Origin of the sequence: Rhizobium sp. BK650 (assembly GCF_014195325.1) — a bacterium.
In the GTDB taxonomy this organism is placed as follows: Bacteria; Pseudomonadota; Alphaproteobacteria; order Rhizobiales; family Rhizobiaceae; genus Rhizobium.
The window spans coordinates 235,652-261,078 of record NZ_JACIBK010000001.1; the positions used below are offsets into that span (position 1 = coordinate 235,652).

Here is a 25,427-nt window from a genome sequence, read left to right on the forward strand (position 1 = left end):
CAGCAGATCAGAAAGGTATCCCAGATACCTGAAATCAGAGCTATCTCACGATCGGAAATCAGCGGCTGCTAATAGCCGCCGATAGCGCCGCTGGCGCGAACGGGACCGATCCCCAGCGGCGTTGCGTAGGTCGTGTTGTCGCCGCCGGTGCCGCTGGTTGCGCACCCTGAAACGGTCAGAAGCGCGATCGCCGCCGCGGCCAAAAGGTATTTTACGGGCATGACATTGTCCCCCTTATCCGTCACGGCGCAGGCCTTCCGGGCCGGAGCATGAATATTCCCCAATACCATCGGCATCGGCAACTGTGGCAAGTACCTATTCGGGCGCAATTGCCTCTCACCGCTCCGATCCGCTTGGACTTGCCAACTCGGCAGCGTGCCCTGGGGGCGTCGAGCCCTGACTCGCAGCGCGATTCTATCTGCCAACCATTTTCCGAATAGGTCTGGTGACGTCCGAACCAGCCCACGTCCCCTTCTCCCAGTGGGGAGAAGGGACACCACTCCATCCCACGCGGAAAATCTCATGTCACATATGAACGCGCAGGCTTCGTCATGCGACTGGCTCGCCATGCTCAAGACCAACGACAAGGGCAATCCCCTTCCTGGCCTCACGCTCAACTGGACCGTGGTGCTGGAACACCATCCCGACGCGCGCGGAATGCTTGCCCTCGATGAATTCAGCGGCCGGACGATGCTGCTGCGCCGGCCGCCGTGGGATTTGCGCAAGGGCGACTGGAAGCCTCGCGCCGTCGGAAACAACGATCTTGCCGAAGCGGTGGAATGGCTGGAAGGATTCGGCCTGACGCCGAAGGTTTTCAACATCAATCCCATCATCGACAAGGTCGCCGGCCGGCATCCCTATCACCCCGTGAAAGACTGGCTGTCGTCACTGCCGGCATGGGATGGAACGCCGCGCGTCGATACGTTCCTGACTTGCTATCTCGGCGCCCAGGATACGCGCCTGAACCGCGCCTTCGCGCGCAAATGGCTCTCCGCGCTTGCAAGACGCGTCTTTGATCCCGGGTGCCAGTTCGACCATGTGCTGACCCTGCAGGGCAAGCAGGGCCTCGGAAAATCGTCATTCGGCCGGGCGCTCGTTCCGGTCGAGGAATGGGTGACCGACGGCCTGACGGTTGGCGAAAGCGCGCGCGAAGTGATCGAGATCACGCGCGGGCGTTGGGTCGTCGAGCTCGCGGAGCTTGCGGGCCGGTCGACCCGGGAGATCGAGACGATCAGGAAGTTCATCACGATCCGCGTCGATACCGCACGCGGGGCGTATCAGCAGAAGCCCGACGACGTGCCCCGCCAGTTCGCCTTCTACGCCACGACCAACGCCGACGAGTTCCTGACCGACACGAGCGGCAACCGCCGCTGGTGGCCGGTCAGGCCCGCCGGGATCGATCTCGCGGCCATCCGGGCCGACCGTGTGCAGATCTGGGCCGAGGTCATGACGATCTGCGAGCATGAGCCACTGTGGCTGGACGACCCGGTATTGAAGGCCGATCTTGAAGCCCTGCATCACGGCGTGATGGATTTCGGCCCCACCTACGATATCATCCGCGACCTGATCCCTGACGGCGACATGATGGTGCCGTGTGCGGACATGCGCAAGCTTCTGACCGGCGGAAGCGAGGATGCCAGCCGCCTGCCTGCCGGCTGGCGCGGCAACCTGCAGAGGGCGCTTGCCGGGCTGGGGTTCGACCGGTTTCGACGCCTGTCAATTGCCGCGGGCGCTCCGTGCGCGTCTATCGTCGTGGCGATGGGAACGCCCAGCCCTGGGCGAGATGGGCCGATAACCGCATCGTGTTCGAGCAAGACCTGCGAAGACGAGACGCGAGTTTCTAAAACGTGCCCTGCAAGTGGAGAGATGCCGCCCTTCGGGGACAAAGTCTCATCCGTCATGTTCGGCCTTTTGCCGAGCATCTGGCCACTGCAATTTCCTGACGACAAAGCAATTTTTTTCAGAGACTTAATCGGCCGGCGCAGATCCTCGGCACAAGGCCAAGGATGATGTCGCGGGTTTTGCAGTGGTCTGTCAGCTACCTGCGCCGCCCTTCGGGGCGGCTTTCTTTTTTGAGCCAGCTCGCGGAATCGCCGACAGCAATTACGAATGCACACGGAGTTATTGTAACCCCGTTTCGTTATATTTATCAACGGGATACAGATGTTATTACGCAATTACGAAGATTATGGTGAAACATGGTGGAGAGGGAGGATGACGTTTGCGATGCACGGTTTCATATCTTCATGAGAAGTGGAAACGCGCTGTAACTCCGTAATTCGGTAATTTTTGCATCTAAGATACTGGATTCATTAAATTAACACGCTTACGCAATCTGCCGGAAAATGCGTAATCACACAAGCCGGACCGCCGTATCCCTCGAAAGCAAGGCCGGCAAGGGGCGATCGCCGCTTCGGCAGCTGACCTCGGGCGAAGGCTTGGCTCTTCACGAGGCGGACGGTTCAGTGAAGTACAGCGATGGCGGTGATCCCGGCCTCGGCTGCAGCGCGAATGATCGCCGCCCTCAATTCCCCGGGCTCAGCATTGCCCTGGACGACATCGAGACAGATCTTGATCGCCGCAAGATATTCCTCCCCGTCATCCGAGGGGAATTCCTTCATGAGTGCATTGGCGGCTCCGATGGCCGTTCGCACGGACAGGAGCCTGTCCGGATCGTGAAACATCAGGATCACGGGATCGAATTCGATTGGAGTGTCCCATTCCATGACACAATACTCCAGATGGGATGGCGTATTGTTAACTGTGCAAGAGGCGTGCCAGGGGAGGGGGCAGTCACGATGTCGTTGTCTGGTACCTGGATTTCAGCGATTTTGCTCCGGTTCCTGGTCGAGGTGCCCGATCGCTAGACCACTCCCGCGAGTGGTAGTAGATTGCGGATACCGAGGACGGATCTGCGCGGGGACGCGTGATGGATCGAAAGCTTGCCGCAATCATGTCCGCCGACGTGGTTGGCTACAGTCGGCTGACGGCTCTTGATGAAGAAGGAACGATACGCGCTCTGGATCGAAGCCGGGAGCGGATCGACAGGCTTGTCGCGCAATATGCCGGCCGTATCTTCGGTCTTGCCGGAGATGGCATCATGGCCGAGTTCTCGAGCGCGGTTCAGGCAGTTCGCTGTGCGATTCAGATCCAGCGTGAATTCTCGGCAGACGAAGGCGATGGCGACAGCAGCCTGAAATTACGTATCGGCATCAATCTCGGAGACGTTATTATCGCAGGCGACGATCTGCTTGGCGACGGCGTCAACGTGGCGGCGCGGCTGCAGTCGATCGCGGGATCGTCTGCGATATGCATTTCCGGTCCGGTTCGCGACCAGCTCGGTGCGAAAGCCGAATTCAGGGTCCGCAACATGGGCAAGCGGGTTCTGAAAAACATCCCGACCGCGATCCCCGTCTTCCAGGTCGATTGGTCGGCCGGGCCCGGCGTGTCGAGGGTGACCGGCTCGCCTTCGACTGCACCATCAGGTGATTCTTCCGGCCCCCCGGTCATCGCGATACTTCCCTTCGCCAATCTTGCGGGGGACGAGTTCTGGGAAAGGCTTGCTGTCGGACTTGCCGCAGACATTATCGCCGATCTTGCGCGTTATCCGAACCTCGCCGTGATCTCCCGGCAGACAATGATGGCCTACAAGGGCTGCGAAAACGATGTCGTGTCGATCGGACGGCAGCTGAAGGCCGACTATGTGCTGGAGGGAAATCTTCAGGCGAGCGGAGATCAGGTGAGGATCTCGGTCCAGCTAACGGATGCGTCCAACGGGGCCAGTCTGTGGACCGCGCGTTACCACGAGACGGTCGACAACCTGTTTGAACTGCAGGATGCGGTCACGGCGAGCGTCGTCAACGCGCTCGGAAACTGCTCCGGGAAACTTCTCAAGTTCAGGCGCGACGTGCTCCGGCGTCAAAAACCTGCGAGCCTGCAGGCCTACGACTGCTACCTCCTCGGCGAGGAACAGCTCGATCTGTTCACACGCGCCTCCATTGCAGAATCCATCCGGTTTCTTTCGCGCGCAGTCCAGCTTGATCCAAAGCTCGCGAGAGCATGGACCGGCTTGGGGTGTGCCTATTCCGCTGGCGTCTGCAACGGATTTTCCGAAGACCCGGCTTCGGCGGTCCGTCTTTTCGAAGACTGCGTCGAGAAGGCCCTGGAACTCGATCCGCAAGACCTGACCGCCAGGCTGGGCGCCGCCGGATTCAGAGCTTTGCGGGGTGATCTGGAAGGTGCTTTGGACGATCATGAGATGGTCCTGACATCCGCACCCCATGACGCCGACACGATCGCAATGCTGGCTGGCAACATGGCGCTGGTCGCGGGTGAACCGAAGCACGGCTGCGAGCTCGCAAGGCGAGCCATCCGACTCAATCCCAGCATACCCTGGTACTATGGCATGCTTGGCCGCTGCTGCTTCGTCGCTGGCCTGTACAAGGAATGCATCGCGGCTCTCAACAAGGCTCCGCCCCAATCGCCGGCGACGCTCCTGTTCACGGCGATGGCGGCCGCGATGCTCAACCGCGAAGGCGATGCGGCACGGTTCGTTGCTCGTCTGGATGAGCCCTTCCCCGGATTCTCGGCGGAAGCTTTTATACGGGGCTATCCGGTTACGAATCCGGTGGCGCTTGCGGCAATCCGCAACGGCGCCGAACGCCTGCGCTCACGAGCGGCAGGAGAAAGTTGACCGCCAACCAGCTGTGAGCTCGGGCATAGCCGGCGTTACTGAGAACGGGCAATCCGTCACAGCAGGCAATATTCTGCGTGCATCCTGCCGGCTACAGCATCGGCCCGAAAATCGGAATGGATTTTCGGAAAGCCTGATGCGTAGATTCAGAGGTCGAGCGTCCTTTGTGCGCCCGAATGGACGCGCGGCGCTCTAGGTTCACGTCATTTGTATTTCGGTTGATATTCGTGACCCATTTTGCCCGCTGGCGCTGAAACTTAAGTCTTCATGCCGAGTTAAACGCGCCGGGCCGTGCGGCCGGGGGACCCGATAGCCCTCAACCCCACTAAAGTCGGCTGTACGGTCCACCTGCATCAATCGCGCCACGCCAGCCGTCTTCGGTTCGGTTTTTGATCGTCTCTCTTCGTTGACACTGCAGAGCACGCAGTGGGCGCACCTCGAAGTGGCGAGCGGCTGCTGTGGAACAGATATCAGCACGGCCCGAGGGCTTATGATCGGCGGTGCCTGTTGTTTCCGTCCTGACAGATCTTTTTATGAGCCTTTCGGTCAGCCGTGTAATTTTCGTAGTGCTCCTCGACCCTCCTGCATGCCTCCCGGGACTGCACTTCCACCGTCGGCAATACGTCAAAAGGACTGCCCTGATCGTCCTTTGAGTAATCTGGCGAAAGCGGCATCGTCAGGACTAAGCTGTACGGGTTCGTGTTTGGAGCAAGCCATGGAGTTGGTCGAATACTGCCTGCGCAAGCTGGGAAGCTTTTTTTACAACACCTACTACCTGAATGGAAAGGCAATGGCGCTCAGTTTCGCCATTTCCATTGGCCTGGTTCTGACGGTTTTCGCGGTGGAACTCACCTATGTGGGGTTCGGCAATTCCGGGTTCCGTCGGGTTTTCTTCGAACGCAGCAAATCCACAATCACCGACATCGTCTATTTCGTCCTTCAGGCGACGGGAATGATTACGCTATTTGCGGCGCTCGCATCATTCGGTCTGTCCTATGCCATCACCCACGCGGCTCAGGATGCCCCCCACCTGGACCTTGCCCGCAGGCTGCCAGGCTGGGCACAGGTTCTCTTGTTCCTGGTGCTGACAGACTTCTTGAGCTACTGGCAGCATCGGTTGATGCACCGGCTGCCCGTACTATGGCGGCTCCATGAATTTCACCACGCAGCCGAAGAGTTCAACGCGCTGACTTCGGCGCGGGAGCATCCGCTGGAGAAGGCCATAAACATGGCCATTATGGTCGTTCCGGCACTGCTTGTCGGCCTGCCGACGGCCGAATTCGCCTTCGTGACCATCACCTTTGGCGCCATTGGTCTGGTCAAGCACAGTGCCATTCCCTGGCATGGCTGGTTTGGCAAATACGTGATCCAGTCGCCACGCGACCACTACATCCATCACTCCCGGGTGCGGGAACATCACGACAAGAATTTCGCCAATTATTTCCCGATCTGGGATCATTTGTTCGGCACCTATTACGAGGGCGGTGCAGACGGTGCAAAGCTCGGTCTGGACCGCGACTACTTCAACCAAACCGATCCATTCCGCGAAACCATCGCCACAGAAATCCGCTTCTTCCAACGCGCGGGACAAGCTGCCAAGGCCAAGTACGGCATAAGCCCCATAAGCGGAAAACCTGCCTCGCCGCAGGGGCTGTCGGCCAGAAATCTTCGGCGACCTTGAAACCATTTCTACTGTAGAAGATGATCGAACGGCCGGAGTTGCGCAAAGCGGCGCGGCGCGGCGGAGCATAATCTGCAGGTCCGCGCGAGACATGTCCGCGATCCGGCCGGCGCGTCTTCGAGGAGGGTGGCGGTGTCGCAGGCGACTGGTCAGATCTTATAATGTCTCATCAGTGGCCGGGCGGGTCGTATCCTTCGGCAGTGTAAGCTGTGCCGGCAACGAGATCTGATTCATCGATTTCAGCGGCAGTCATTGAACTTGATGCCTTCTGCCGGCTCCAGCAGGGCGCGAAAATCGGAATCGATCTTCGGAAAGCCTGATGCGTGGATTCAAAGAGTTAGAACGTCCTTTGTGCGTCCCAATGGACGCACGGCGTTCCAGGTTTCACGTCATTTGTATTTCGGTTGATATTCGTGACTGACTTTTTCTCCTGGCACTGAAACTTAAGTCTTCACCCCGAGTTAAACGCGTGGGACCGTGCGGCCGGGGGACCCATTAGCCCTCAACCCCACTAAAGTCGGCTGTACGGTCCACCTGCTTCAATCGCTCCGCGTCAATCATCTCCAGTCCGGTTATCGATCGTCCCGATCCCCGCTCTCCGTTGACACTGAGACTACGCCATGAATTCTATGTTTCGAGCTATTGCTGCAGGGTGAGCGTGATGAACAGAGTTCGGAAACTTGTGATCGCCGGGCTGGTTATCGGATTGGCAATCCTGGCTTCATCGTGCACGACACACCGAAGCGCAAACAGCGCCGATTTCCAGTATCAGCCCGGGCATTCGAGGAACCCGGCATGCAGCCAGGGCTTCAGGCCCACCAATGCGCTGTCCTGCAGGTATTGAGTTGCGGGCGGGGTAACGTGGCCTGAGCTGCGTTCTCACGAAAGCTAGGCCGGCAAAGGGCTACCGCCTCTTGCGTTTGGAACTGGAGCTTGAGCGATCCCGGTTCGCGGTGGCGAGGTGGGATTCGTATGGCCCCGTAAACCGGCGGCATTTGCTTTTCGGCGGGCACTACTTAAGGTGATGCCCGAGGGGAATCACATGCCATCCAAGACACTTGACGACGTTATCTCGACCTTCGGCCACTCTGTTTCCAGGAAGCTTTCCAGCCCTACAATATCGGGCGCGCCGGAGGATCAGCTACGGGCGCCGCTGGAAGTCCTTATCCTTGATGGCATCGTCGAACTTTTGGATTATCCGAAAAGCGCCGTGGCGATGATTGGCGAAACCAGTTTGGCCGACACGCTCACTCGGCCCGACTATGCCGTCACGTTCGGGAATGCGCTGGCAGGGTTCATCGAAGTCAAGGCGCCCGGCAAAGGCGCCGATCCGCGCCGTTTCCAGGGGCATGACAAGGAACAGTGGAACAAGCTCAAGTCGCTTCCCAACCTCCTTTATACTGATGGCATGAGCTTCAGCCTGTGGCGGGACGGTGAATTGCAGGGTTCGATCCTGCGTGTTGAAGGGGATCTGGAAAAAGACGGTAAGGCTGTGAAGGCGCCGGGCGAACTATTGGGTTTGTTTTCGGATTTCTTCACATGGGCGCCTCAAGCGCCGCGATCGCCACGACGCCTCGCGGAGGTCAGTGCCCGTCTCTGCCGTCTGCTGCGTGACGATGTCACGGAACAGTTGGACCGCGGCAGCGTCGCACTGACCGGCCTTGCCGAGGATTGGCGCAAACTCCTGTTTCCGCAGGCAGACAATGCCCAGTTCGCGGATGGATATGCCCAAGCCGTTACTTTCGGCCTGCTGATTGCCCGCACGCGCAACATTCCGCTGGCCGAAGGCATCGACCACGCGGCGTCCGACCTCAAGAAGTCCAATTCGCTGATCGGTACCGCACTTGGGCTTCTGACGGAAAATGCCGACAATCGTGCAACGCTCAAAACATCGCTGGATACGATGACGCGCGTGCTCGATGCGGTAAACTGGCAGGAAGTCGGCAAGAACGATCCGGATGCCTGGCTCTATTTCTACGAGCACTTTCTCGAAGTCTACGACAACAATCTCCGAAAACGCACCGGCTCCTATTACACTCCTCCCGAAGTGGTGAACGCCATGGTACGCATGGTGGACGAGGTGCTGCGAGGGTCACTGTTCGAGCGACCGGCCGGTTTCGCTTCAGCGGATGTCACAGTGGCCGATCCCGCTGTCGGCACCGGGACGTTCCTGCTCGGCGTCCTGCGCCGTATCGCAGAAACCGTCGCTTCGGATATGGGAGAGGGCGCGGTTCCCTCTGCAATTACCAGCGCATCCGAGCGCCTGATCGGTTTCGAGCTCCAGTTCGGTCCTTTTGCCGTCGCGCAGCTTCGCTTGATCGCAGAGCTCCAGGAACTGATCCACCCCGGCCCTGGCAAATCGAGCGCCCTGCCGTCGCTCAAACTCTTCATCACCAATACGCTCGGCAATCCTTTTGAGGAGGAGGAATGGCTGCCGCAGGTCATGCAGCCGATAGCCAATTCCCGCCGGCAGGCAAATGCCATCAAACGCGGCCAGCCGATCACCGTCGTCATCGGCAATCCACCTTACAAGGAGAAAGCGGAAGGACGCGGCGACTGGGTGGAATCAGGTGCCGGTGGTGCGCTCAAGGCGCCGATGGACTGGTGGCGTCCGCCGGTGGAATGGGGCGTGTCGGCCCACACCAAACACCTGAAGAACCTTTATGTCTATTTCTGGCGCTGGGCCACCTGGAAGGTCTTCGGCACCGGCAACTACGCGGCTACTGGCCATCCGGACAGGGACGAGGAAGGCATCGTGTGTTTCATCACGGTTGCCGGTTTCCTGAACGGGCCGGGCTTCTCGAAAATGCGCGACGACCTGCGCCGCACCTGCTCGAATATATGGGTCATCGATTGCTCGCCGGAAGGTCATCAACCGGAAGTCGCGACGCGCATATTTCAGGGCGTGCAGCAGCCGGTCTGCATCGTCGTTGCCGCGAAGAAACTCGGCAAGGACCGCAACAGGCCTGCGGAGGTGCGTTATACCACGCTTCCCAAGGGAAAGCGGGAGTACAAATTCGAGGCGCTGACCAAATTGTCGCTCGATGTCGGCGACTGGATCGAGTGCCCGGACGGCTGGCGGGCCCCGTTTTTGCCGGAGGCTGTTGGCTCCTGGGCGGAAATGCCGCCGCTGAAATCCCTGTTCCTCTATGACGGTTCCGGTGTCATGCCGGGACGCACATGGGTGATCGCGCCCGATAGGCAGAGCCTGGCTGAGCGGTGGCAGCGACTGATTTCGGAGAAGGATGATCAAAAGCGTGAGGTATTGTTCCATCCGCATCAAGGCGGCGATAAGACTTCAACCAAAAAGCCGCAAACGGAACTGACAGGACATGTACAACGGAAGGGCGCGGTCAAAGACGACAAAGAAGCTGTTCAGCAACCAACGAAATATGGACTTCGGTCCTTCGACCGGCAATGGATCATCCCTGACACAAGGCTATTGAACCGACCAAATCCGGCACTTTGGAGCGGCTATTCAAATGAGCAGGTTTTCCTGACCGCACCCGAGGACCGCTCTCCAACTGCAGGTCCATCACTGTCTTTTACCGACCTCGTCCCAGACCTCCATCACTACAACGGCCGTGGCGGCCGTGTAATGCCGCTTTGGCGGGATGGGGCTGCAAGTCAATCCAACATCCGTCCGGAATTGCTCGTCCTGCTTGCCGATCTCTATGGGCAGGAGGTCGCTCCGGCCGATCTCATGGCCTATCTCGCGGCTGTCATGGCGCATCCTGCCTTTACCTCCCGCTTCCGCGACGATCTGGTGCAGCCGGGTCTGCGCGTGCCGCTGACCGCCGATGCCGTACCGTTCTTCGAAGCGGTTGCGCTCGGCCGCGAGATCGTCTGGCTGCATTGCTACGGCGAGCGTTTTACCGATCCCGCGGCCGGCCGAAGGGGCCACCGCGCCTTCCGTCTGCAGATGCGCCGCGCATTCCGGCCGACGGTGCCATTCCCGGCGCGCCGGACCCTCTGCCGGACACGATGGAATACGATCCTGCAACCCGCCGCCTCACCGTCGGCAAGGGCCATATCGACAACGTGCCGCAGGCCGTCTGGGAATACGAGGTTTCCGGCAAGCAGGTGCTGTGGCAGTGGTTCAGCTATCGCAGGCTCGACCGCTCGCGGCCTATCATCGGCGACCGACGGCCGCCTTCGCCGCTCGACCGGATCCAGCCGGATCACTGGCTGCCGGAATATACCGCCGATCTGATGAACCTGCTGCATGTCCTTGGCCGCTTGGTCATGCTGGAGCCGCGCCAGGCGAATCTTCTGAACCGGATACTGGAAAAGCCGCTGATCGGACTTGAAGCACTGGGGCTGAAGCAGGAGAATGCGGACGATTCTTCAAAGGTATCAGCAGATCTATGACCAGGGCTCAACTTGATATGTTTGCGACGCAGGAGGATCTTTTTCCTGCCGAGCCTGCATCCTATGCACCCAATCCGGAGCGCGTGCGCCGCAAGCTGGATGCGGTCCTGCATGAACTCCGCCGTGCAGACGCCATGCCTTGGGATCGAAAGACACGTGCGTTTCATCAGCTAGTGTTTCCGCAGATGACGAACGCTCTTCCTGCTGATGAGGCCTCGCAATATCGGCTGGAATTCCAGGCCCTTATTGAGAGATTGAGTTGAGGGAATTTGTTGAAGGCTCGATCAGCCTTCCTGCCGAGACATGATCGGTTGCCAAGCTGCCAGGCCGTGGGTCGGACATTAGGAAAATGGCGCACCCGACAGGATTCGAACCTGTGACCTTTGGAATCGGAATCCAACACTCTATCCAGCTGAGCTACGGGTGCATGCCTGACGATGTGACTCGTCGTCCGATGTCGTGGTTCTTAGCCTAGCTTTGGCTCTGCTTCAATCGCGAAGTTCAGGGAATTTCTGTGGCTTGGCTTTTAAGGCGAGATTGGCCGCAAGCTGTTGCCGAAATGAAAACTCCGCCGGACCTTTCGGGCGGCGGAGTTTGTCTGTTGCGCTATCAGTCGATCAGACCTGCATGGCGCCGGGGCCGGGGATGGCTTTGGGCGGCACCTTGCCGAGGATGATCATGCCGAGCACCTCGTCCTTGGTGACATCCTCGGTGCGGGCGTGGCCGACGACCTGGCCGTTCTTCATGACGGAGACGCGGTCGGCGAGGTCGAAGACGTCGTGGATGTCGTGGCTGATCAGGAAGATGCCGATGCCTTCCTTTTTCAGCTGCTTGATGAGCTCGCCAACCTGCGCCGTTTCCTGCGGCCCAAGGGCTGCCGTCGGCTCGTCCATGATCAGGATGCGGGCGTTGAACAGGATGGCGCGAGCAATCGCGACCGACTGGCGCTGGCCGCCTGAAAGCGCTTTCACCGGCTCCTTGAAGCGCTTGAAATTGGGGTTGAGGCGGCCCATCACTTCGCGCGCGGAGGCTTCCATCGCGACATCGTCGAGCGTGCCCCAGCGGGTTTTCAGCTCGCGGCCGAGATAGAGGTTGGCGGCGGCGTCGACATTGTCGGCGACGGCGAGCGTCTGGTAGATCGTCTCGATGCCGAACTTCTTGGCATCGCGCGGATTGCGGATGTCGGCCGGTTCGCCATTGATCAGGATCTCGCCCGAGTCACGCTTGTAGGCGCCCGAGAGGATCTTGATCAGCGTCGACTTGCCGGCGCCGTTATGGCCGAGAAGGGCCACGACTTCGCCGGGATAGAGATCGACCGAGGCATTGTCGACCGCGTGGATACCGCCGAAGGAGATCGAAATATTCTTCAATTCCACAAGGGGAGTGCGTTGTTCAGCCATGGTTCGGACTCCTCTTACTTCGCACGGGAGCGGTAGACAGTGTCGAGCCAGACGGCAATGACGAGCACTGCGCCGACAACGACGTTCTGGATGGGCGTATCGACGTTTGCGAGACCCATGCCCGACTGCAGGGACTGCATGACGAGCGCGCCGAGCATGGCGCCGGCGATCGTGCCGGTGCCGCCTGCCAGAGACGTGCCGCCGATGACGGCTGCGGCGATCGTATAGAGTTCGTAGGTCGTGCCCTGCGAGTTGGCGGCGGCGTTGAGGCGGGCCGTGGAGATGGCGGCGGCGACGGCCGCGAGGAAGCCCATCAGCGCGAAGATGCGCACCGTCACCCAGCGGGTCTTGATACCGGCGAGTTCGGCTGCTTCCGGGTTGCCGCCGATCGCGAAGACATAGCGGCCGAAGCGCAGGCGCGTGGCGATGAAGGTCATGACGATGCCGACGAGGATGGCGATCAGCACAGGCACGGCGATGCCGTAGGGGATCATCAGGCCGCCTTCCGGCATGGTGATGTTATTGGCCTCGGCATAGCGCTTGGCGATCGCCGGCGGCCAGTAATAGATCGTGGAGACCCAGATCGCGCCGAGCACCATGATGCAACCGAGCACGCCGAGGAAATACTCGGCCCAGAGCGGACGGCGCGGGAAGTTGAAGCGCCGGCGCTGGTGGCGCGAGCCGATGATCGAGACGACGATCAGCAGGCAGGCGGCCGCACCGATGATCCAGCTCCAGGTGGCGCCGATCGCGCCTTCGGCACCGCCGCCCATGATGCGGAAGGTGGTGTCGAGTGGGGCGACCGTCTGGCCGCTCGTGACATACCAGGCAAGGCCGCGCCAGGCGAGGAAGCCGCCGAGCGTGACGATGAAGGAGGGCACGCCCATGAAGGCGATGATGATGCCCTGGATCAGGCCGATGGCAGTGCCGACGAGGAGGCCGGCGATGAGCGTGATGACCCAGGTGAAGGAATTGTCGAAGCCGAGATATTGCGGCAGGTACTTCGCCTGGACCACGCCCATGATCATGGCGACGAAGCCAAGGATCGAGCCGATCGACAGGTCGATGTTTCTGGTGACGATGACCAGCACCATGCCGGTTGCGAGAACCGCGATTTCCGTCGTCTGGACCGAGAGGTTCCAGAGGTTTCGCGGTGTGAGGAACAGGCCGCCGGTATAGAAGTGGAAGCCGATCCAGATGACCAGCAGCGCGGCGATCATGCCGAGAAGGCGGGTATCGATTTCCGTCGCCCGCAGGAAGCGCGTGAAGGGGCCTTCAACCGCCGAACGCGGACCTGACGTCGTGGATTGGGTGATGTCTGCCATGGGTTTGCCGTTTCCCCCATTTGTTTGGGCGCGGGCCTGCTCGGGGTGAGCTGCCGACGATCGCCCTGTTCTTGATGTGACCACTGGGACGCTTCCGAAAATAGCCGATGACAACGGCACTATTCTGGCAGGGAATCAAAGCATCCGCGGTGCGCGCGAGAACGGAGAAGCACGATTGAGCGGGCTTCATCCGCATCCGGCGCCGCAGCGGAGGGCCGCTGCGGCGCCGGTATTTCAGATCGTCAGGCGAGGATCAGTTGCAAGCCTTGACGGTGCCGGCCTTGACGCCCTGGCAGGCTTCGGCCTTGGAGATCCAGCCTGCGTCGATGACGACGTTCAGGTTGTCCTTGGTGATGGCGAGCGGGGTCAGGAAGATGGACTGCATCTTCACCTTCTTCGGGCCGCCTTCGAAGGTCTGGACGCCGGCGATCTTGTCCATGGTCGTGCCGCCGGCAAGTTCGAGGGCGACTTCGGCAGCGCGCTTGCCGAGCTCACGGCTGTCCTTCCAGACGGAAACCGTCTGCGTGCCGAGAGCGATGCGGTTGAGCGCAGCCTTGTCGGCGTCCTGGCCGGAAACCGGAACGGAGCCGGCCATGCCCTGGGCGTCGAGAGCGGCGACGGCGCCGCCGGCCGTGCCGTCGTTGGAAGCGACGACAGCGTCAACCTTGTTGTTGTTGGCGGTCAGGAACTGCTCCATGTTGCGCTGAGCGTTCTGCGGCAGCCAGCCGTCGGTATAGGCTTCGCCGACATTCTTGATCTTGCCGGCGTCGATCGCAGCCTTCAGCACTTCCTGCTGACCGGCGAAGAGGAAGTCGGCGTTCGGGTCTGAAGACGAGCCCTTGATGAAGACGTAGTTGCCTTCCGGCTTGACCTTGAAGACGCCCTGCGCCTGCAGGCGGCCGACTTCCTTGTTGTCGAAGGTAATGTAGAAGGCAGCCGGGTTTTCGATCAGGCGGTCGTAACCGACGACCGGGATGCCTTCGCTGGCGGCCTTTTCAACAGCCGGGCCGATCGCGTCGGAGTCCTGGGCGAGAATGATGAGGGCGTTTGCGCCCTGCGAGATCAGCGACTCGACGTCGGTCAGCTGCTTTGCGGCCGAAGACTGGGCGTCAGCGGAAATATACTTCGCGCCCTTGGCTTCGAGGGCCTTCTTGATGGCAGCTTCGTCCGTCTTCCAGCGCTCTTCCTGGAAGTTCGACCAGGAAACACCGACGACGAGGTCGGCAGCCATGGCAGCCGACTGCAGGGAAACGAGAATGGCAGCGCCTGCCATCAGCTTGTAAATAGACTTCATATTTGTCCTCCCGAGTGAATTGCAGCCGGCCCGGCCTCAGCCTCCTCCGGCCACCGCGAAAGCCTGTCCAGAAACATTCGGATTATTTTCTCGACAGTCGAGAAATTTGATGTCAGAGATTTTTTCAACTGTCAACACCGCACTACCGGCTTAATTTCCTTTGACGAAAGACGCCGGAGATGCTGTGGCAAGTGTAGGGCGGAACGAACGGGAAGAGGGCGGCTATACATGCTGACCAAGTCGAGCACGGAGCTCGTACGGCGGAGAAACAGCGTGCTGGTGCTCGCCACTCTGCGCCGCCATGGGCCGCTTGCTCACACTGAAATATCCGATTTCACACGGCTTTCGTCCGCGACCGTTTCTGCCATCACGGCGGATCTCGAGAAGGCACAGATCATCGAGAAATCCGAGCAGCAGGCGGCGAGCGGGCGGGGGCGCCCGCGCGTGCTTTTGCGCCAGCGGCGCGACTGCGGCTATCTCATCGTCGTCATCATCTCCTCGGATGCCGTGCAATATTCGCTCGTCGACTATTCGGGCAAGCTGATCGACCGTTTCAGCGAGGAAAGGTCGCATGATCCGGCAGGGGTTACGCGCTTCGTCAACGGGGTGCGGCAGGGGCTTGAACGCATGCTGTCGCGCTCGCGGATCGAGCGGGAGCAAGTGCTGCTCATCTCGATCAGCAGCAAGGGACTGGTCAACTCCTCCGAGCCGGTCCTCGTGTGGTCGCCGATCTTCGGCAACGACCAAATCGATTTCGAATCGGCGCTCAAGCCGGAATGGAAGGCGAAGGTCATCCTCGACAACGAGACGTTGCTCGTCGCTGCGGCGCTCGGCGCGCGTGAAGAGAATGTCAAAGGCGAGGATTTCCGCTCGCTCGCTGCGCTGTCGCTGGGGCACAGTATCGGGCTTGGCATCGTCAGGCGGACGAGCCATGGCGGGCCTGATGTCTCCGCGCCCAATTTCGGGCATATGCTGCACATGGCCAATGGCGGGCTCTGCCGCTGCGGCACACGCGGCTGCATCGAGGCCTATGCCGGCTTTTATGCCATCCTGCGCACAGCCTTCGAAGTGCCGCTCGATACGATCCCGGCAAAGTTCGTGCCGCTCGCGGAACTCGACAAGATCGCCGCGCGGGCAAGGCAGGGGCACCGGATCTCCGGCTTTGCCTTCCGGCAGGCTGGGCTGGCGCTCGGCAACGGGCTGTCGCGCATGCTGAGCCTGACGGAGCGCATGCCGATTGCGATCACCGGACCGGGAACGCGCTTTTACGATCTGTTGCGGCAGGGGATAGAGGAGGGGCTCGGCCAGTCGCATGTCGTGCGCATGGAGGGCATGCCCGAGCTCAGGGTCGTCGCGGACGAGCAGATCCTGGTCTTCGAAGGGCACCTGAACCGGGCGCTCTCGGTTATCGACGAGGATATTGTACTGGCGGGTATTCAGGGCGGGGATTGAGGGTGTCTTTAGGGTGAGATGATCCGAAGAAGACCCCGCCCCAAACCCCTCCCCACAAGGGGGAGGGGCTTAACCTGCCGCGACGGCTTTCCAAATATTCAACGTTTCGAGAGGAGCGAGGGGGCGCCGCGAGTTAGCGCCTCCCACCTGTGGGGAGGGGTTGGGGAGGGGTCTTCACGAGGTGCGCCCTCTCACGCATCAAACGAGAAATGGCCGGGCTTTCACCCGGCCATTTCTCATGATGGCGACCGTCGGGAGAGGGCGGTCAGCCGATCTTGATGAGTTTGCCTTCCTTGACGGACTGGACCGCGGCGTCGGCGAGCGCCAGCGCTGCCAGGCCATCGGCGCCGGAGGGGGAGATCTTCGAGCCCTTTTCGATCGCCGAAATGAAGCTTGCGATCTCGTTGGCATAGGCTTCGGTGTAGCGGGTCATGAAGAAGTCGTGCAGCGGCGGGCGGGTATAGCCATCGGCGTTGGCGACTTCGATCGAGACCGGGCGCTGGTTTTCGGCCGAGACGACGCCCTTCGAACCATGCGCTTCGATGCGCTGGTCATAGCCGTAGGTGGCGCGGCGCGAGTTGGAGATGATCGCCTGCTTGCCGGATGCTGTCTGCAGGATGACGGAGACGCTGTCGTAGTCGCCGGCTTGCCCGATCGCCTTGTCGACGAGGACGGCAGCGGTGGCGACGACGGAGATCGGCTCTTCGCCGAGCAGGAAGCGGGCCATGTCGAAATCGTGAATCGTCATGTCGCGGAAGATGCCGCCGGAACGCTTGATGTAATCGACCGGCGGGGCGCCAGGATCGCGCGAAGTGATCGTCACCATCTCGACATCGCCGATCTTGCCCTCGTCGATGACCTTGCGCACGGCCATGAAATGCGGGTCGAAGCGGCGGTTGAAGCCGACCATCAGCTTGGCGCCGGTTTCTTCCACGACCTTGATGCAGGCTTTTACGCGAGCAACATCCAAGTCGATGGGCTTTTCGCAGAAGATCGCCTTGCCGGCGCGGGCAAAGCGCTCGATCAGGTCTGCATGGGTATCGGTCGGCGTGCAGATGACGACGGCGTCGATATCCTTGGCGGCCTCGATCGCTTCGATCGTGCGTACCTCGCAGCCATACGCGGAAGCAATCGCTTCGGCCGCCTGCGGGAAGGCGTCGGCGACCGCTACGAGCTTTGCATTGGCATCGCCGCTGACGGCTTTCGCGTGGACCTTGCCGATGCGGCCGGCGCCGAGAAGACCAAATCTCACTGTCATTACTGCCTCCCTGTATTCGGAACAAATAAACCGAATTGATATAAGTTTGGAATTTTCATTCCATTTTCCAGCGCCGGCGTCAAGCCCGCGGCCCTTTCACATTTGTGAAATCCATCCTAAAGACAAGGGCCGCCAACAACACAATGCCATCAAGACAGTGCCATCAAGACAGTGGAAGACAGATGCAGCTTATCGATCCCAACCATCCAACCTATCGACATCTTTGGGTTCGCGTTGCCATTGTCGCGGTCTGCCTTGGATGGGGCATCTTCGAATTCATCGGCGGCGATCCCTTCTGGGGCGTTCTGGCGCTCGCTGCCGGCGCATACTCATTCTACATGCTGATCTGGACTTTCGATCCGAAGCCGCCGGAAGCAGCTGCTCGCGTCGTCGTCGATGACGATGAAGAGGACGAGGAAAAGCCGGCAATAGAAGAAGAGAAGAAGGCAGATTAATCACCGTGGTAGCCGACGCAACGCTTCGTCGATCAACAGGTTGGCGATCATCATGCGTCTGTTGGCATTATCTCGGAAGGGCGGTGCGACGCTGTCGGGATGATTGGCCTTGGCGAAAGTGCGCCGCTTCTCATTCAATGTCTGCAGCGTATCGGCAATAGAGATGGCAAGTTCGGCTGCGATATCTTCGGGCGATGTGCGAGCCAGATGACCGGGCATGACCGGTTCGGGTTCGGCCGCCGGCCGCGGAGGTTCTTCGATACTGGGCTCGGGGATACCAGGCTCGGCGCCGAGATTGTCGAAATAGGCTTGCCCCACCCGCTGCGAGGCGGCCGACACGCCTTCCAGCACATCGAAGGCGAGGCCGGTCGAGAAGCCGGAGACGCGATGGGTGGCCGGCGCCTCCGTCTCGCCAGCCGCTTCGTTTTCCTGCTTCAGCCGTTCGAGAACGGATTGGAATATCGATTGTCCAAACAGCATGCGCCTTCCTTTGCGAGCGGCGCATTAAACGGCGCCAAGTTGGCGCAGGGCTGGATTCGAGGCAGGATCATCTGGCCTCCTGAGAGCCAGTTGCCGCGGAGGCAGCATGTGCGGATAAGAGATGGGGGCGCCTATGACAGGTTGGAAGCGGACAGTGCAATGGACCGATTGGAACGGAGACGGACTTGAGACTCTGTCCATTGTGCGCAACGATGAGGGTGTGCTTGCGGAAAGTGCTGTGACCGGACATTTCGAAGCGGGCAAATATGACCTCACATACGGGTTGGCGATAGATCTGCATTGGCGGGTCCGCGAAGTTAGCGTTCAGATCGCCAATGGCCCGCGACTACATATTCTGTCTGACGGCCGCGGTCGCTGGGTCAACGAGGATCGCTCGGAGATTTCTGACTTGGCCGGGTGCGTGGATGTCGATATCGCAGCGACGCCGTTTACCAACACCCTGCCAATTCTACGGTTAAGGCAAAAAACCGGCATCTCCGAGGATATCAGCGTGGCTTTTGTCTCCGTACCGAATCTGGTCATCGAACCTGTCCTGCAGCGCTATACCAAACTCGCCGAGAACCGCTTTCTTTACGAAGGTATTTCAACCGCATTTTCGGCCGAACTTGAGGTCGATGGCGACGGCATAGTGCTGGACTATCCAGGCGTATTTAGGAGGCTGTCGTAGCGGACGCAGTTTTCCGACAGTCTCCCCGACCTCGGATCTACCTTTCGGCCTGCCGGATACTTTCTTCCAGGATAAGGTCATAGAGAAGCCGGGCGCTCGGCGGCAGGGCCCGTTCGCGCACGGTGATCAGGCTGTAGGGCTTTACATTGATCTCGAAATCGATTGGGAGGACGCGCACGTCGGATGCGTTCGAACTCTGCGAAGCGAGGAACTGGGCGACATCGATGGCGACCGGGGCGATCGCGTCCGTCGCGCAGACCATCGCACAGGTCAGAAGCAGCGACGAAGTATTGACGATGTTTTCCGGAAGCTGGACAACGTGCGACAGGAAAATGTCCTCGATCGTGCGGCGCAGCAGCGTACCGGGCGGCTGGAAGACCCAGTCGTAGTCCCTGATCTCCTCGAGGCTGCTCGGTTTCTTCTTCTTCAACAGGGGATGGCTGCTGCGCACGATCAGGCAGGCCTTCTCGATGCCGATCTCGCGCACTTCGAAAGGGCGGGGGTTGAGATCGTCGGGGATGCGGCTGATGATGAAGTCATGGCGGGCAGCCAGAAGCTCGCGCGCCAGCACGTTGCTGGTCTCGACCTGGATGCTCACCTCGATGCCGGGAAAGGTCTTGCGCACGGTGTTGATGGCGGGAACGACGAGGCTCATGGCGGGTGCGGTCACAGTGCCGATAAAGACCGAACCACCCTTGCCGCTCTTCAATTCGCCGATCTCGCGGCTCGCTTCCCTGAGCTCCAGAAGGATCTTGCGCGCACGTCTGGCGAGCGCCTCGCCGAAGGTGGTGAGGGTCACGCCGCGGGCCACCCGTTCATAGAGCGGCGTCTTCACGATCGATTCCATATCCGACAGCATTCTGGACGCTGCCGGCTGGGATATGTTCAGCACTTCGGCGGCGGCGGAAATCTGGCCGCTATCTTCGATTGCGACGATCATGCGCAGGTGATTCAGTTTAAGTCCCGTGCGCAAAAAGCCATCATCGCCAAAATTGTCGCTGTTGATATCGACATGTTCCAACGAAAAGGGCTCTGAGATGATCGTCATGGTTGCAGCCTCCCCGCTGCGCTCCATCAAAAGTAATACTTTTTAACGATATACCAAAATTGTTATGCACATTACCAGTTATTCTATTTGACAGTTATAGGAATCCATACCAGTTTGCCGCCGTGTGCTGGTTGGCACTCAACACGTGAGAGATCGTGGAGGAGACCTACTTCGTTTCTCACCATCTGAAGTAACTATCCAATACGGAACCTGCCACAGTTTCGGGGCGGGCGATTTTTCGTCCGCTGCTCTATTAACAAGGGAGAGAGAAATGAAATCCATTATCTCATTGATGGCTGCGGCTGCCTTCGGCGTCGCTTCGTTCGTTGCGCCTGCTATGGCGGCGGACAAGGGCACCGTTGGTATCGCAATGCCGACGAAGGCTTCGGCCCGCTGGATCGACGACGGCAACAACATCGTCAAGCAGCTCCAGGCTGCCGGTTACCAGACCGACCTGCAGTATGCCGACGACGACATTCCGAACCAGCTTTCGCAGATCGAAAACATGGTCACGAAGGGCGCCAAGGTTCTCGTCATCGCTTCGATCGACGGCACCACGCTTTCCGACGTTCTCCAGAAGGCTCATGACGCCGGCATCAAGGTCATCGCTTACGACCGCCTGATCCGCGACTCGGCCAACGTCGATTACTACGCCACCTTCGACAACTTCCAGGTCGGCGTTCTGCAGGCAAACTCCATCGTCGACGGCCTCGGCCTCAAGGATGGCAAGGGCCCGTTCAACATCGAACTCTTCGGCGGTTCGCCGGACGACAACAACGCCTTCTTCTTCTATGATGGCGCAATGTCCGTCCTGCAGCCGTACATCGACTCCGGCAAGCTCGTCGTGAAGTCCGGCCAGACCGGCATGGACAAGGTCGGCACGCTGCGTTGGGATCCGGCAACGGCCCAGGCCCGCATGGACAACCTGCTCTCGGCCAACTACACCGACGCCAAGGTCGATGCCGTTCTGTCTCCCTATGATGGTCTGTCGATCGGCATCATTTCGTCGCTGAAGGGCGTCGGTTACGGCACGGCTGCTCAGCCGCTCCCGATCGTCACCGGCCAGGACGCTGAAATCCCGTCGGTCAAGTCGATCATCGCTGGCGAACAGCACTCGACGATCTTCAAGGACACGCGCGAACTCGCCAAGGTCACCGTTGCCATGGTCGATGCCGTCATGTCCGGCAAGGAGCCCGAAGTCAACGACACGAAGACCTACGATAACGGCGTCAAGGTCGTTCCGTCCTATCTGCTGAAGCCGGTTGCCGTCGACAAGACCAACTACAAGCAGATCCTCGTCGACAGCGGTTACTACACCGAAGACAAGCTGAAGTAAGTTGAACAGGAGGCCGGAGCCCGCGCTTGCGGGTTCCGGCCTTCAATTTTATGATCGCCCAGCCGTTTTATGGCTGCAGGCGCTGGAACTTTGACTATGGACAACACCATCCTCGAAATGCGGAGCATCACCAAGACGTTCCCGGGCGTCAAAGCTCTGGAGAACGTGAACCTCAAGGTTCGCAAGGGTGAGATTCACGCATTGGTAGGCGAGAACGGGGCCGGCAAATCGACCCTGATGAAAGTGCTATCGGGCGTCTATCCGACCGGGACCTATGAAGGCGACATCGTCTATGAAGGCGAGACGCGCCACTTCAAGGTTCTGAAGGACTCCGAAGAAATCGGTATCGTCATCATCCACCAGGAACTGGCGCTCGTGCCGCTGCTGTCGATCGGGGAAAACATCTTCCTCGGCAACGAAAACGCCAAGAACGGCGTCATCAGCTGGGACGAAACGTTCAACCGCACGAAGCAGCTGCTCAAGAAGGTGGGCCTGCAGGAATCTCCGAACACGCTCGTCACCGACATCGGCGTCGGCAAGCAGCAGCTTGTCGAGATCGCCAAGGCGCTGTCGAAGAGCGTCAAGCTGCTCATCCTCGACGAGCCGACCGCCTCGCTCAACGAAAGAGATTCCGACGCTCTTCTGACCCTCTTGATGGAGTTCCGCAAGCAGGGCATCACCTCGATCATCATCTCCCACAAGCTGAACGAGATCCGCAAGGTCGCCGACCAGATCACGGTCCTGCGCGACGGTATGACCGTCAAGACGCTCGACTGTCACAAGGACGAGATCAGCGAAGACATCATCATCAAGAACATGGTGGGCCGCGATCTCGAAGACCGCTATCCGCCGCGTTCGGTGCCGATCGGCGAGACGATCTTCGAAGTCAAGAACTGGAATGCCTTCCACCAGCAGCATCGCGACCGCCAGGTCCTGCACGACATCAACCTGAACGTCCGCAAGGGCGAGGTTGTCGGCATCGCCGGACTGATGGGCGCCGGCCGCACCGAGTTCGCCATGAGCGTCTTCGGCAAGACCTACGGTCACAAGATCAGCGGCGAGGTCTTCGTCGGCGGCAAGAAGGTCGACACATCAACCGTGCGCAAGGCGATCGACGCCGGTCTTGCCTATGTGACGGAAGACCGCAAACATCTCGGCCTCGTGCTCGGCGAGACGATCGTTCACAACACGACGCTCGCCAATCTGGCGGCGGTGTCGAATGCCTCCGTCATCGATAGCGTCAAGGAATCACGGGTCGCGACCGACTATCGGTCGAAGCTGCGCATCCGTTCCTCCAGCATCTTTCAGGAAGCGGTCAATCTTTCTGGCGGCAACCAGCAGAAGGTGGTTCTGTCGAAGTGGCTGTTCTCCGATCCCGATGTTCTGATCCTGGACGAGCCGACGCGCGGCATCGATGTTGGCGCAAAATACGAAATCTATACTATCATCAACCAGCTTGCCGCCGATGGAAAGGGCGTTCTGATGATCTCGTCGGAAATGCCCGAACTGCTTGGCACTTGTGACCGCATCTACGTGATGAACGAAGGACGCCTAGTCGCTGAACTGCCGAAGGGAGAAGCAAGCCAGGAAACCATCATGCGCGCTATCATGCGCTCAGGGGAGAAGAAACAATGACGCCGATCAATCAACCCATCGCCGAGCAAGGGCGTGTCGTCTCCATCGGAGACTACATTCGCGGCAACATCCGCGAATATGGCATGTTCATCGCGCTCATCGCGATCATGGTGTTCTTCCAATTCTCGACCGGTGGCGTTCTCTTCAAACCGCTCAACCTGACGAACATCATTCTGCAGAACTCGTTCATCGTCATCATGGCGCTCGGTATGCTGCTGGTCATCGTCGCCGGTCATATCGATCTTTCGGTGGGATCCGTCGTCGGCTTCATCGGCGCCATCGCCGGCGTCATGACGGTGCAGTGGCACACCAATTATGTCCTGGCGGGCGTCGTCTGCCTTGCTCTCGGCGCGCTCGTCGGCGGCATCCAGGGCTATTTCGTTGCCTATCACAAGATCCCGTCCTTCATCGTCACGCTCGCGGGCATGCTGGTCTTCCGCGGCCTGACGCTGTTCGTGATGACGGCCTCGGGAACCGGCACCAGCATCGGTCCTTTCCCGCCGGCTTTCCAGCTGATCAGCATCGGCTTCCTGCCGAACCTTTTCGATATGGGCGGCATCAATTCGACCTCGATCATCCTGACCGTCGTCGGCGCCGTGGCCCTCTTCTATCTGGCGTGGCGCAAGCGCCTGTCGAACGAGAAGCATGGCAACGACGTCGAACCGCTCGGCTTCTTCCTCGCCCAGAACGCCATCGTCACCATCGCCATCCTGGCGCTCGGCTATCAGCTGTCAATCTATCGCGGCTTCCCGAACGTGCTCGTCGTCATGCTGGCCCTCGTCGCTGCCTATGCCTTCATCACACGCCGCACCACGATCGGCCGCCGCATCTACGCCATGGGCGGCAACGAGAAGGCGACGAAGCTTTCCGGTATCAACACCGAACGGCTGACGTTCCTGACCTTTGCGAATATGGGCCTGCTTGCCGGCCTGGCTGGCCTGATCGTCGCGCTGCGCCTCAACTCGGCAACGGCCAAGGGCGGCTTCGGTCTCGAACTTGACGTGATCGCGGCCTGCTTCATCGGCGGCGCGTCCGCCCAGGGCGGCGTCGGCAAGGTGACCGGCGCTGTCATCGGCGCTCTGATCATGGGCATCATGAACAACGGCATGTCGATCCACGGCCTTGGCACCGACTCCCAGCAGATGGTCAAGGGTGCGGTGCTGCTCGCTGCCGTGTTCTTCGACGTCTACAACAAGAACAAGGGCTGAGCTCAGGCTCGACCCCAGTATCGCAGTCATATGAAAATTGAATTCCGGCTCCGGATGGAGCCGGAGCGGCGAAGCTCTGCCATCGCCAAACGAAAGGAAGAAGACCGTGCTTATCTCGCAGATCAAGGGCGCAAGCGGAGAGATCATCGTCGCCGTGCGCGAACCGGGTGCTGCCGCCAAGGCAGTCAAAGGCGCCGAAAGCGTCTATGCTCTGGCGATGGAAGCCGCAAATGGCGGCAAGTCCCTCGTCTCCGTTATCGAGGCTCATGGATACGGCGAAACCGTCGATCTTGAAAAGGCGTATGCGGATGGCCGCTTCCTGCCGCCGATCACGCATCCGGATGCAGCACACCTGCATCTGACGGGTACGGGCCTGACGCATCTGGGCTCGGCTGCGACGCGCGATTCCATGCACAAGAAGACATCAGAGGCGGCAGAGGAAACGCTGACCGACTCCATGAAGATGTTCAAGATGGGCCTCGAAGGCGGCAAGCCGGCTGCCGGCCAGAAGGGCGTACAGCCCGAATGGTTCTACAAGGGCAATGGCTATGGCGCTGCTGCGCCGGGCGCTCCGCTCGTCTCCCCGTCCTTCGCGCTCGATGGCGGCGAAGAGCCTGAAATGGCCGGCATCTACGTGATCGCCAAGGACGGCACGCCGTTCCGTATCGGCTTTGCGCTGTCGAACGAGTTTTCCGATCACGTCACCGAGCGGATCAACTATCTGTTCCTCGCCCATTCCAAGCTGCGCCCGGCAAGCTTCGGTCCGGAAATCCGCATCGGCGTTGCGCCTGAGGATATCCGCGGCAGCTCGCGCATCAAGCGCGGCGACAAGGTGATCTTCGAAAAGCCGTTCCTGTCCGGCGAGGCGAACATGTCTCATACGTTCGCCAATCTCGAATACCACCATTTCAAATATGGCCTCTTCCGCGTTCCGGGTGATGTCCATGTTCACATGTTCGGTACGGCGACGCTTTCCTTTGCCGATGGCATCAAAGCGGAAGAGGGCGATGTCTTTGAAATCGAGGTGGCCGAGTTCGGTCTGCCGCTGCGCAATCCGCTGAAGATTGCCGCCGAGGAAGAAATCGCCGTCAAGCAGCTCTGAT

At 59.9% G+C, this 25,427-nt stretch carries 20 protein-coding genes, 1 tRNA gene and 2 pseudogenes; 14 read left to right on the forward strand and 9 right to left on the reverse strand.

Going from position 1 to position 25,427, the window contains the following annotated elements:
• Window positions 1–68 precede the first annotated feature (68 nt).
• Window positions 69–221: a hypothetical protein gene (locus tag FHX15_RS01165; protein WP_184392934.1), complete on the reverse strand. Its 153-nt coding sequence runs from the start codon at window positions 219–221 to the stop codon at window positions 69–71.
• Between the two features lie 301 nt (window positions 222–522).
• On the opposite strand from FHX15_RS01165, the gene FHX15_RS01170 reads away from it, so the two are divergent.
• Window positions 523–2,010 (forward strand): virulence-associated E family protein, encoded by a 1,488-nt coding sequence (locus FHX15_RS01170; RefSeq protein ID WP_184392936.1) that lies wholly within the window; start codon window positions 523–525, stop codon window positions 2,008–2,010.
• 452 nt (window positions 2,011–2,462) lie between these two features.
• Here the strand turns inward: FHX15_RS01170 and FHX15_RS01175 are convergent, their stop codons facing one another.
• Window positions 2,463–2,726 carry a DUF982 domain-containing protein gene (locus FHX15_RS01175; protein ID WP_184392938.1) on the reverse strand — a complete coding sequence of 88 codons (264 nt, stop codon included), beginning with the start codon at window positions 2,724–2,726 and terminating at the stop codon, window positions 2,463–2,465.
• A gap of 203 nt (window positions 2,727–2,929) precedes the next feature.
• Between FHX15_RS01175 and FHX15_RS01180 the strand changes: the two genes are divergently transcribed.
• From FHX15_RS01180 to FHX15_RS01195, 6 genes and pseudogenes are all read left to right on the forward strand, one after another.
• On the forward strand, window positions 2,930–4,693 hold the full coding sequence (locus FHX15_RS01180; RefSeq protein WP_184392940.1) for an adenylate/guanylate cyclase domain-containing protein: 1,764 nt from the start codon (window positions 2,930–2,932) through the stop codon (window positions 4,691–4,693).
• Window positions 4,694–5,408: 715 nt separating this feature from the next.
• Window positions 5,409–6,374, forward strand: a complete 966-nt coding sequence (locus tag FHX15_RS01185; protein ID WP_184392941.1) for a sterol desaturase family protein — start codon at window positions 5,409–5,411, stop codon at window positions 6,372–6,374.
• A gap of 1,903 nt (window positions 6,375–8,277) precedes the next feature.
• A pseudogene (locus FHX15_RS31410) lies at window positions 8,278–10,209 on the forward strand (type ISP restriction/modification enzyme); the annotation flags it as partial.
• 149 nt (window positions 10,210–10,358) lie between these two features.
• A pseudogene (locus FHX15_RS31415) lies at window positions 10,359–10,535 on the forward strand (type ISP restriction/modification enzyme); the annotation flags it as partial.
• Window positions 10,536–10,586: 51 nt separating this feature from the next.
• Window positions 10,587–10,745 carry a hypothetical protein gene (locus tag FHX15_RS30845; RefSeq protein ID WP_246778843.1) on the forward strand — a complete coding sequence of 53 codons (159 nt, stop codon included), beginning with the start codon at window positions 10,587–10,589 and terminating at the stop codon, window positions 10,743–10,745.
• Window positions 10,742–11,008 (forward strand): hypothetical protein, encoded by a 267-nt coding sequence (locus tag FHX15_RS01195; RefSeq protein ID WP_184392943.1) that lies wholly within the window; start codon window positions 10,742–10,744, stop codon window positions 11,006–11,008. Before FHX15_RS30845 ends, FHX15_RS01195 begins: the two co-directional genes overlap by 4 nt.
• A gap of 87 nt (window positions 11,009–11,095) precedes the next feature.
• Here the strand turns inward: FHX15_RS01195 and FHX15_RS01200 are convergent.
• The 4 genes from FHX15_RS01200 to xylF form a co-directional block, all read right to left on the reverse strand.
• Window positions 11,096–11,172 (reverse strand) — tRNA-Arg (locus FHX15_RS01200).
• A gap of 190 nt (window positions 11,173–11,362) precedes the next feature.
• Window positions 11,363–12,145 (reverse strand): ATP-binding cassette domain-containing protein, encoded by a 783-nt coding sequence (locus FHX15_RS01205; RefSeq protein ID WP_184392945.1) that lies wholly within the window; start codon window positions 12,143–12,145, stop codon window positions 11,363–11,365.
• A 14-nt stretch (window positions 12,146–12,159) separates the two neighbouring features.
• Window positions 12,160–13,470, reverse strand: a complete 1,311-nt coding sequence (locus tag FHX15_RS01210) for a sugar ABC transporter permease (protein ID WP_184392947.1) — start codon at window positions 13,468–13,470, stop codon at window positions 12,160–12,162.
• A gap of 253 nt (window positions 13,471–13,723) precedes the next feature.
• The gene (gene xylF / locus FHX15_RS01215; RefSeq protein ID WP_184392948.1) at window positions 13,724–14,764 is read right to left on the reverse strand and encodes a D-xylose ABC transporter substrate-binding protein; all 1,041 of its coding nucleotides are present in this window, start codon (window positions 14,762–14,764) and stop codon (window positions 13,724–13,726) included.
• 228 nt (window positions 14,765–14,992) lie between these two features.
• Here xylF and FHX15_RS01220 point away from each other — a divergent pair, with 228 nt between their 5' ends.
• Window positions 14,993–16,216, forward strand: coding sequence for an ROK family transcriptional regulator (locus FHX15_RS01220; RefSeq protein ID WP_184392950.1), 1,224 nt, complete (start codon window positions 14,993–14,995; stop codon window positions 16,214–16,216).
• Window positions 16,217–16,481: 265 nt separating this feature from the next.
• Here FHX15_RS01220 and iolG read toward each other — a convergent pair whose 3' ends face one another.
• Window positions 16,482–17,474, reverse strand: a complete 993-nt coding sequence (gene iolG, locus FHX15_RS01225) for an inositol 2-dehydrogenase (RefSeq protein ID WP_184392952.1) — start codon at window positions 17,472–17,474, stop codon at window positions 16,482–16,484.
• Window positions 17,475–17,656: 182 nt separating this feature from the next.
• Between iolG and FHX15_RS01230 the strand changes: the two genes are divergently transcribed.
• Window positions 17,657–17,929 (forward strand): hypothetical protein, encoded by a 273-nt coding sequence (locus tag FHX15_RS01230; RefSeq protein WP_184392954.1) that lies wholly within the window; start codon window positions 17,657–17,659, stop codon window positions 17,927–17,929.
• Here FHX15_RS01230 and FHX15_RS01235 read toward each other — a convergent pair whose 3' ends face one another.
• Complete coding sequence (locus tag FHX15_RS01235) at window positions 17,930–18,409, reverse strand: hypothetical protein (protein ID WP_184392956.1); 480 nt, start codon at window positions 18,407–18,409, stop codon at window positions 17,930–17,932.
• Window positions 18,410–18,542: 133 nt separating this feature from the next.
• On the opposite strand from FHX15_RS01235, the gene FHX15_RS01240 reads away from it, so the two are divergent.
• Window positions 18,543–19,097, forward strand: a complete 555-nt coding sequence (locus tag FHX15_RS01240) for a putative glycolipid-binding domain-containing protein (protein WP_184392958.1) — start codon at window positions 18,543–18,545, stop codon at window positions 19,095–19,097.
• A 37-nt stretch (window positions 19,098–19,134) separates the two neighbouring features.
• On the opposite strand, the gene FHX15_RS01245 is transcribed toward FHX15_RS01240, so the two are convergent.
• On the reverse strand, window positions 19,135–20,145 hold the full coding sequence (locus tag FHX15_RS01245) for a LysR family transcriptional regulator (protein WP_184392960.1): 1,011 nt from the start codon (window positions 20,143–20,145) through the stop codon (window positions 19,135–19,137).
• 271 nt (window positions 20,146–20,416) lie between these two features.
• Here FHX15_RS01245 and chvE point away from each other — a divergent pair, with 271 nt between their 5' ends.
• The 4 genes from chvE (at window position 20,417) to araD1 (ending at window position 25,426) form a co-directional block, all read left to right on the forward strand.
• Window positions 20,417–21,481, forward strand: coding sequence for a multiple monosaccharide ABC transporter substrate-binding protein (gene chvE / locus FHX15_RS01250; protein WP_184392961.1), 1,065 nt, complete (start codon window positions 20,417–20,419; stop codon window positions 21,479–21,481).
• 96 nt (window positions 21,482–21,577) lie between these two features.
• A complete protein-coding gene (gene mmsA, locus FHX15_RS01255) occupies window positions 21,578–23,116 on the forward strand; it encodes a multiple monosaccharide ABC transporter ATP-binding protein (protein WP_184392963.1) in 1,539 nt (512 codons plus the stop codon).
• A complete protein-coding gene (gene mmsB, locus FHX15_RS01260; RefSeq protein ID WP_184392965.1) occupies window positions 23,113–24,324 on the forward strand; it encodes a multiple monosaccharide ABC transporter permease in 1,212 nt (403 codons plus the stop codon). The genes mmsA and mmsB overlap by 4 nt, the downstream gene beginning before the upstream one ends.
• A gap of 106 nt (window positions 24,325–24,430) precedes the next feature.
• Window positions 24,431–25,426, forward strand: a complete 996-nt coding sequence (gene araD1, locus FHX15_RS01265) for an AraD1 family protein (RefSeq protein ID WP_184392967.1) — start codon at window positions 24,431–24,433, stop codon at window positions 25,424–25,426.
• Window position 25,427 lies beyond the last annotated feature (1 nt).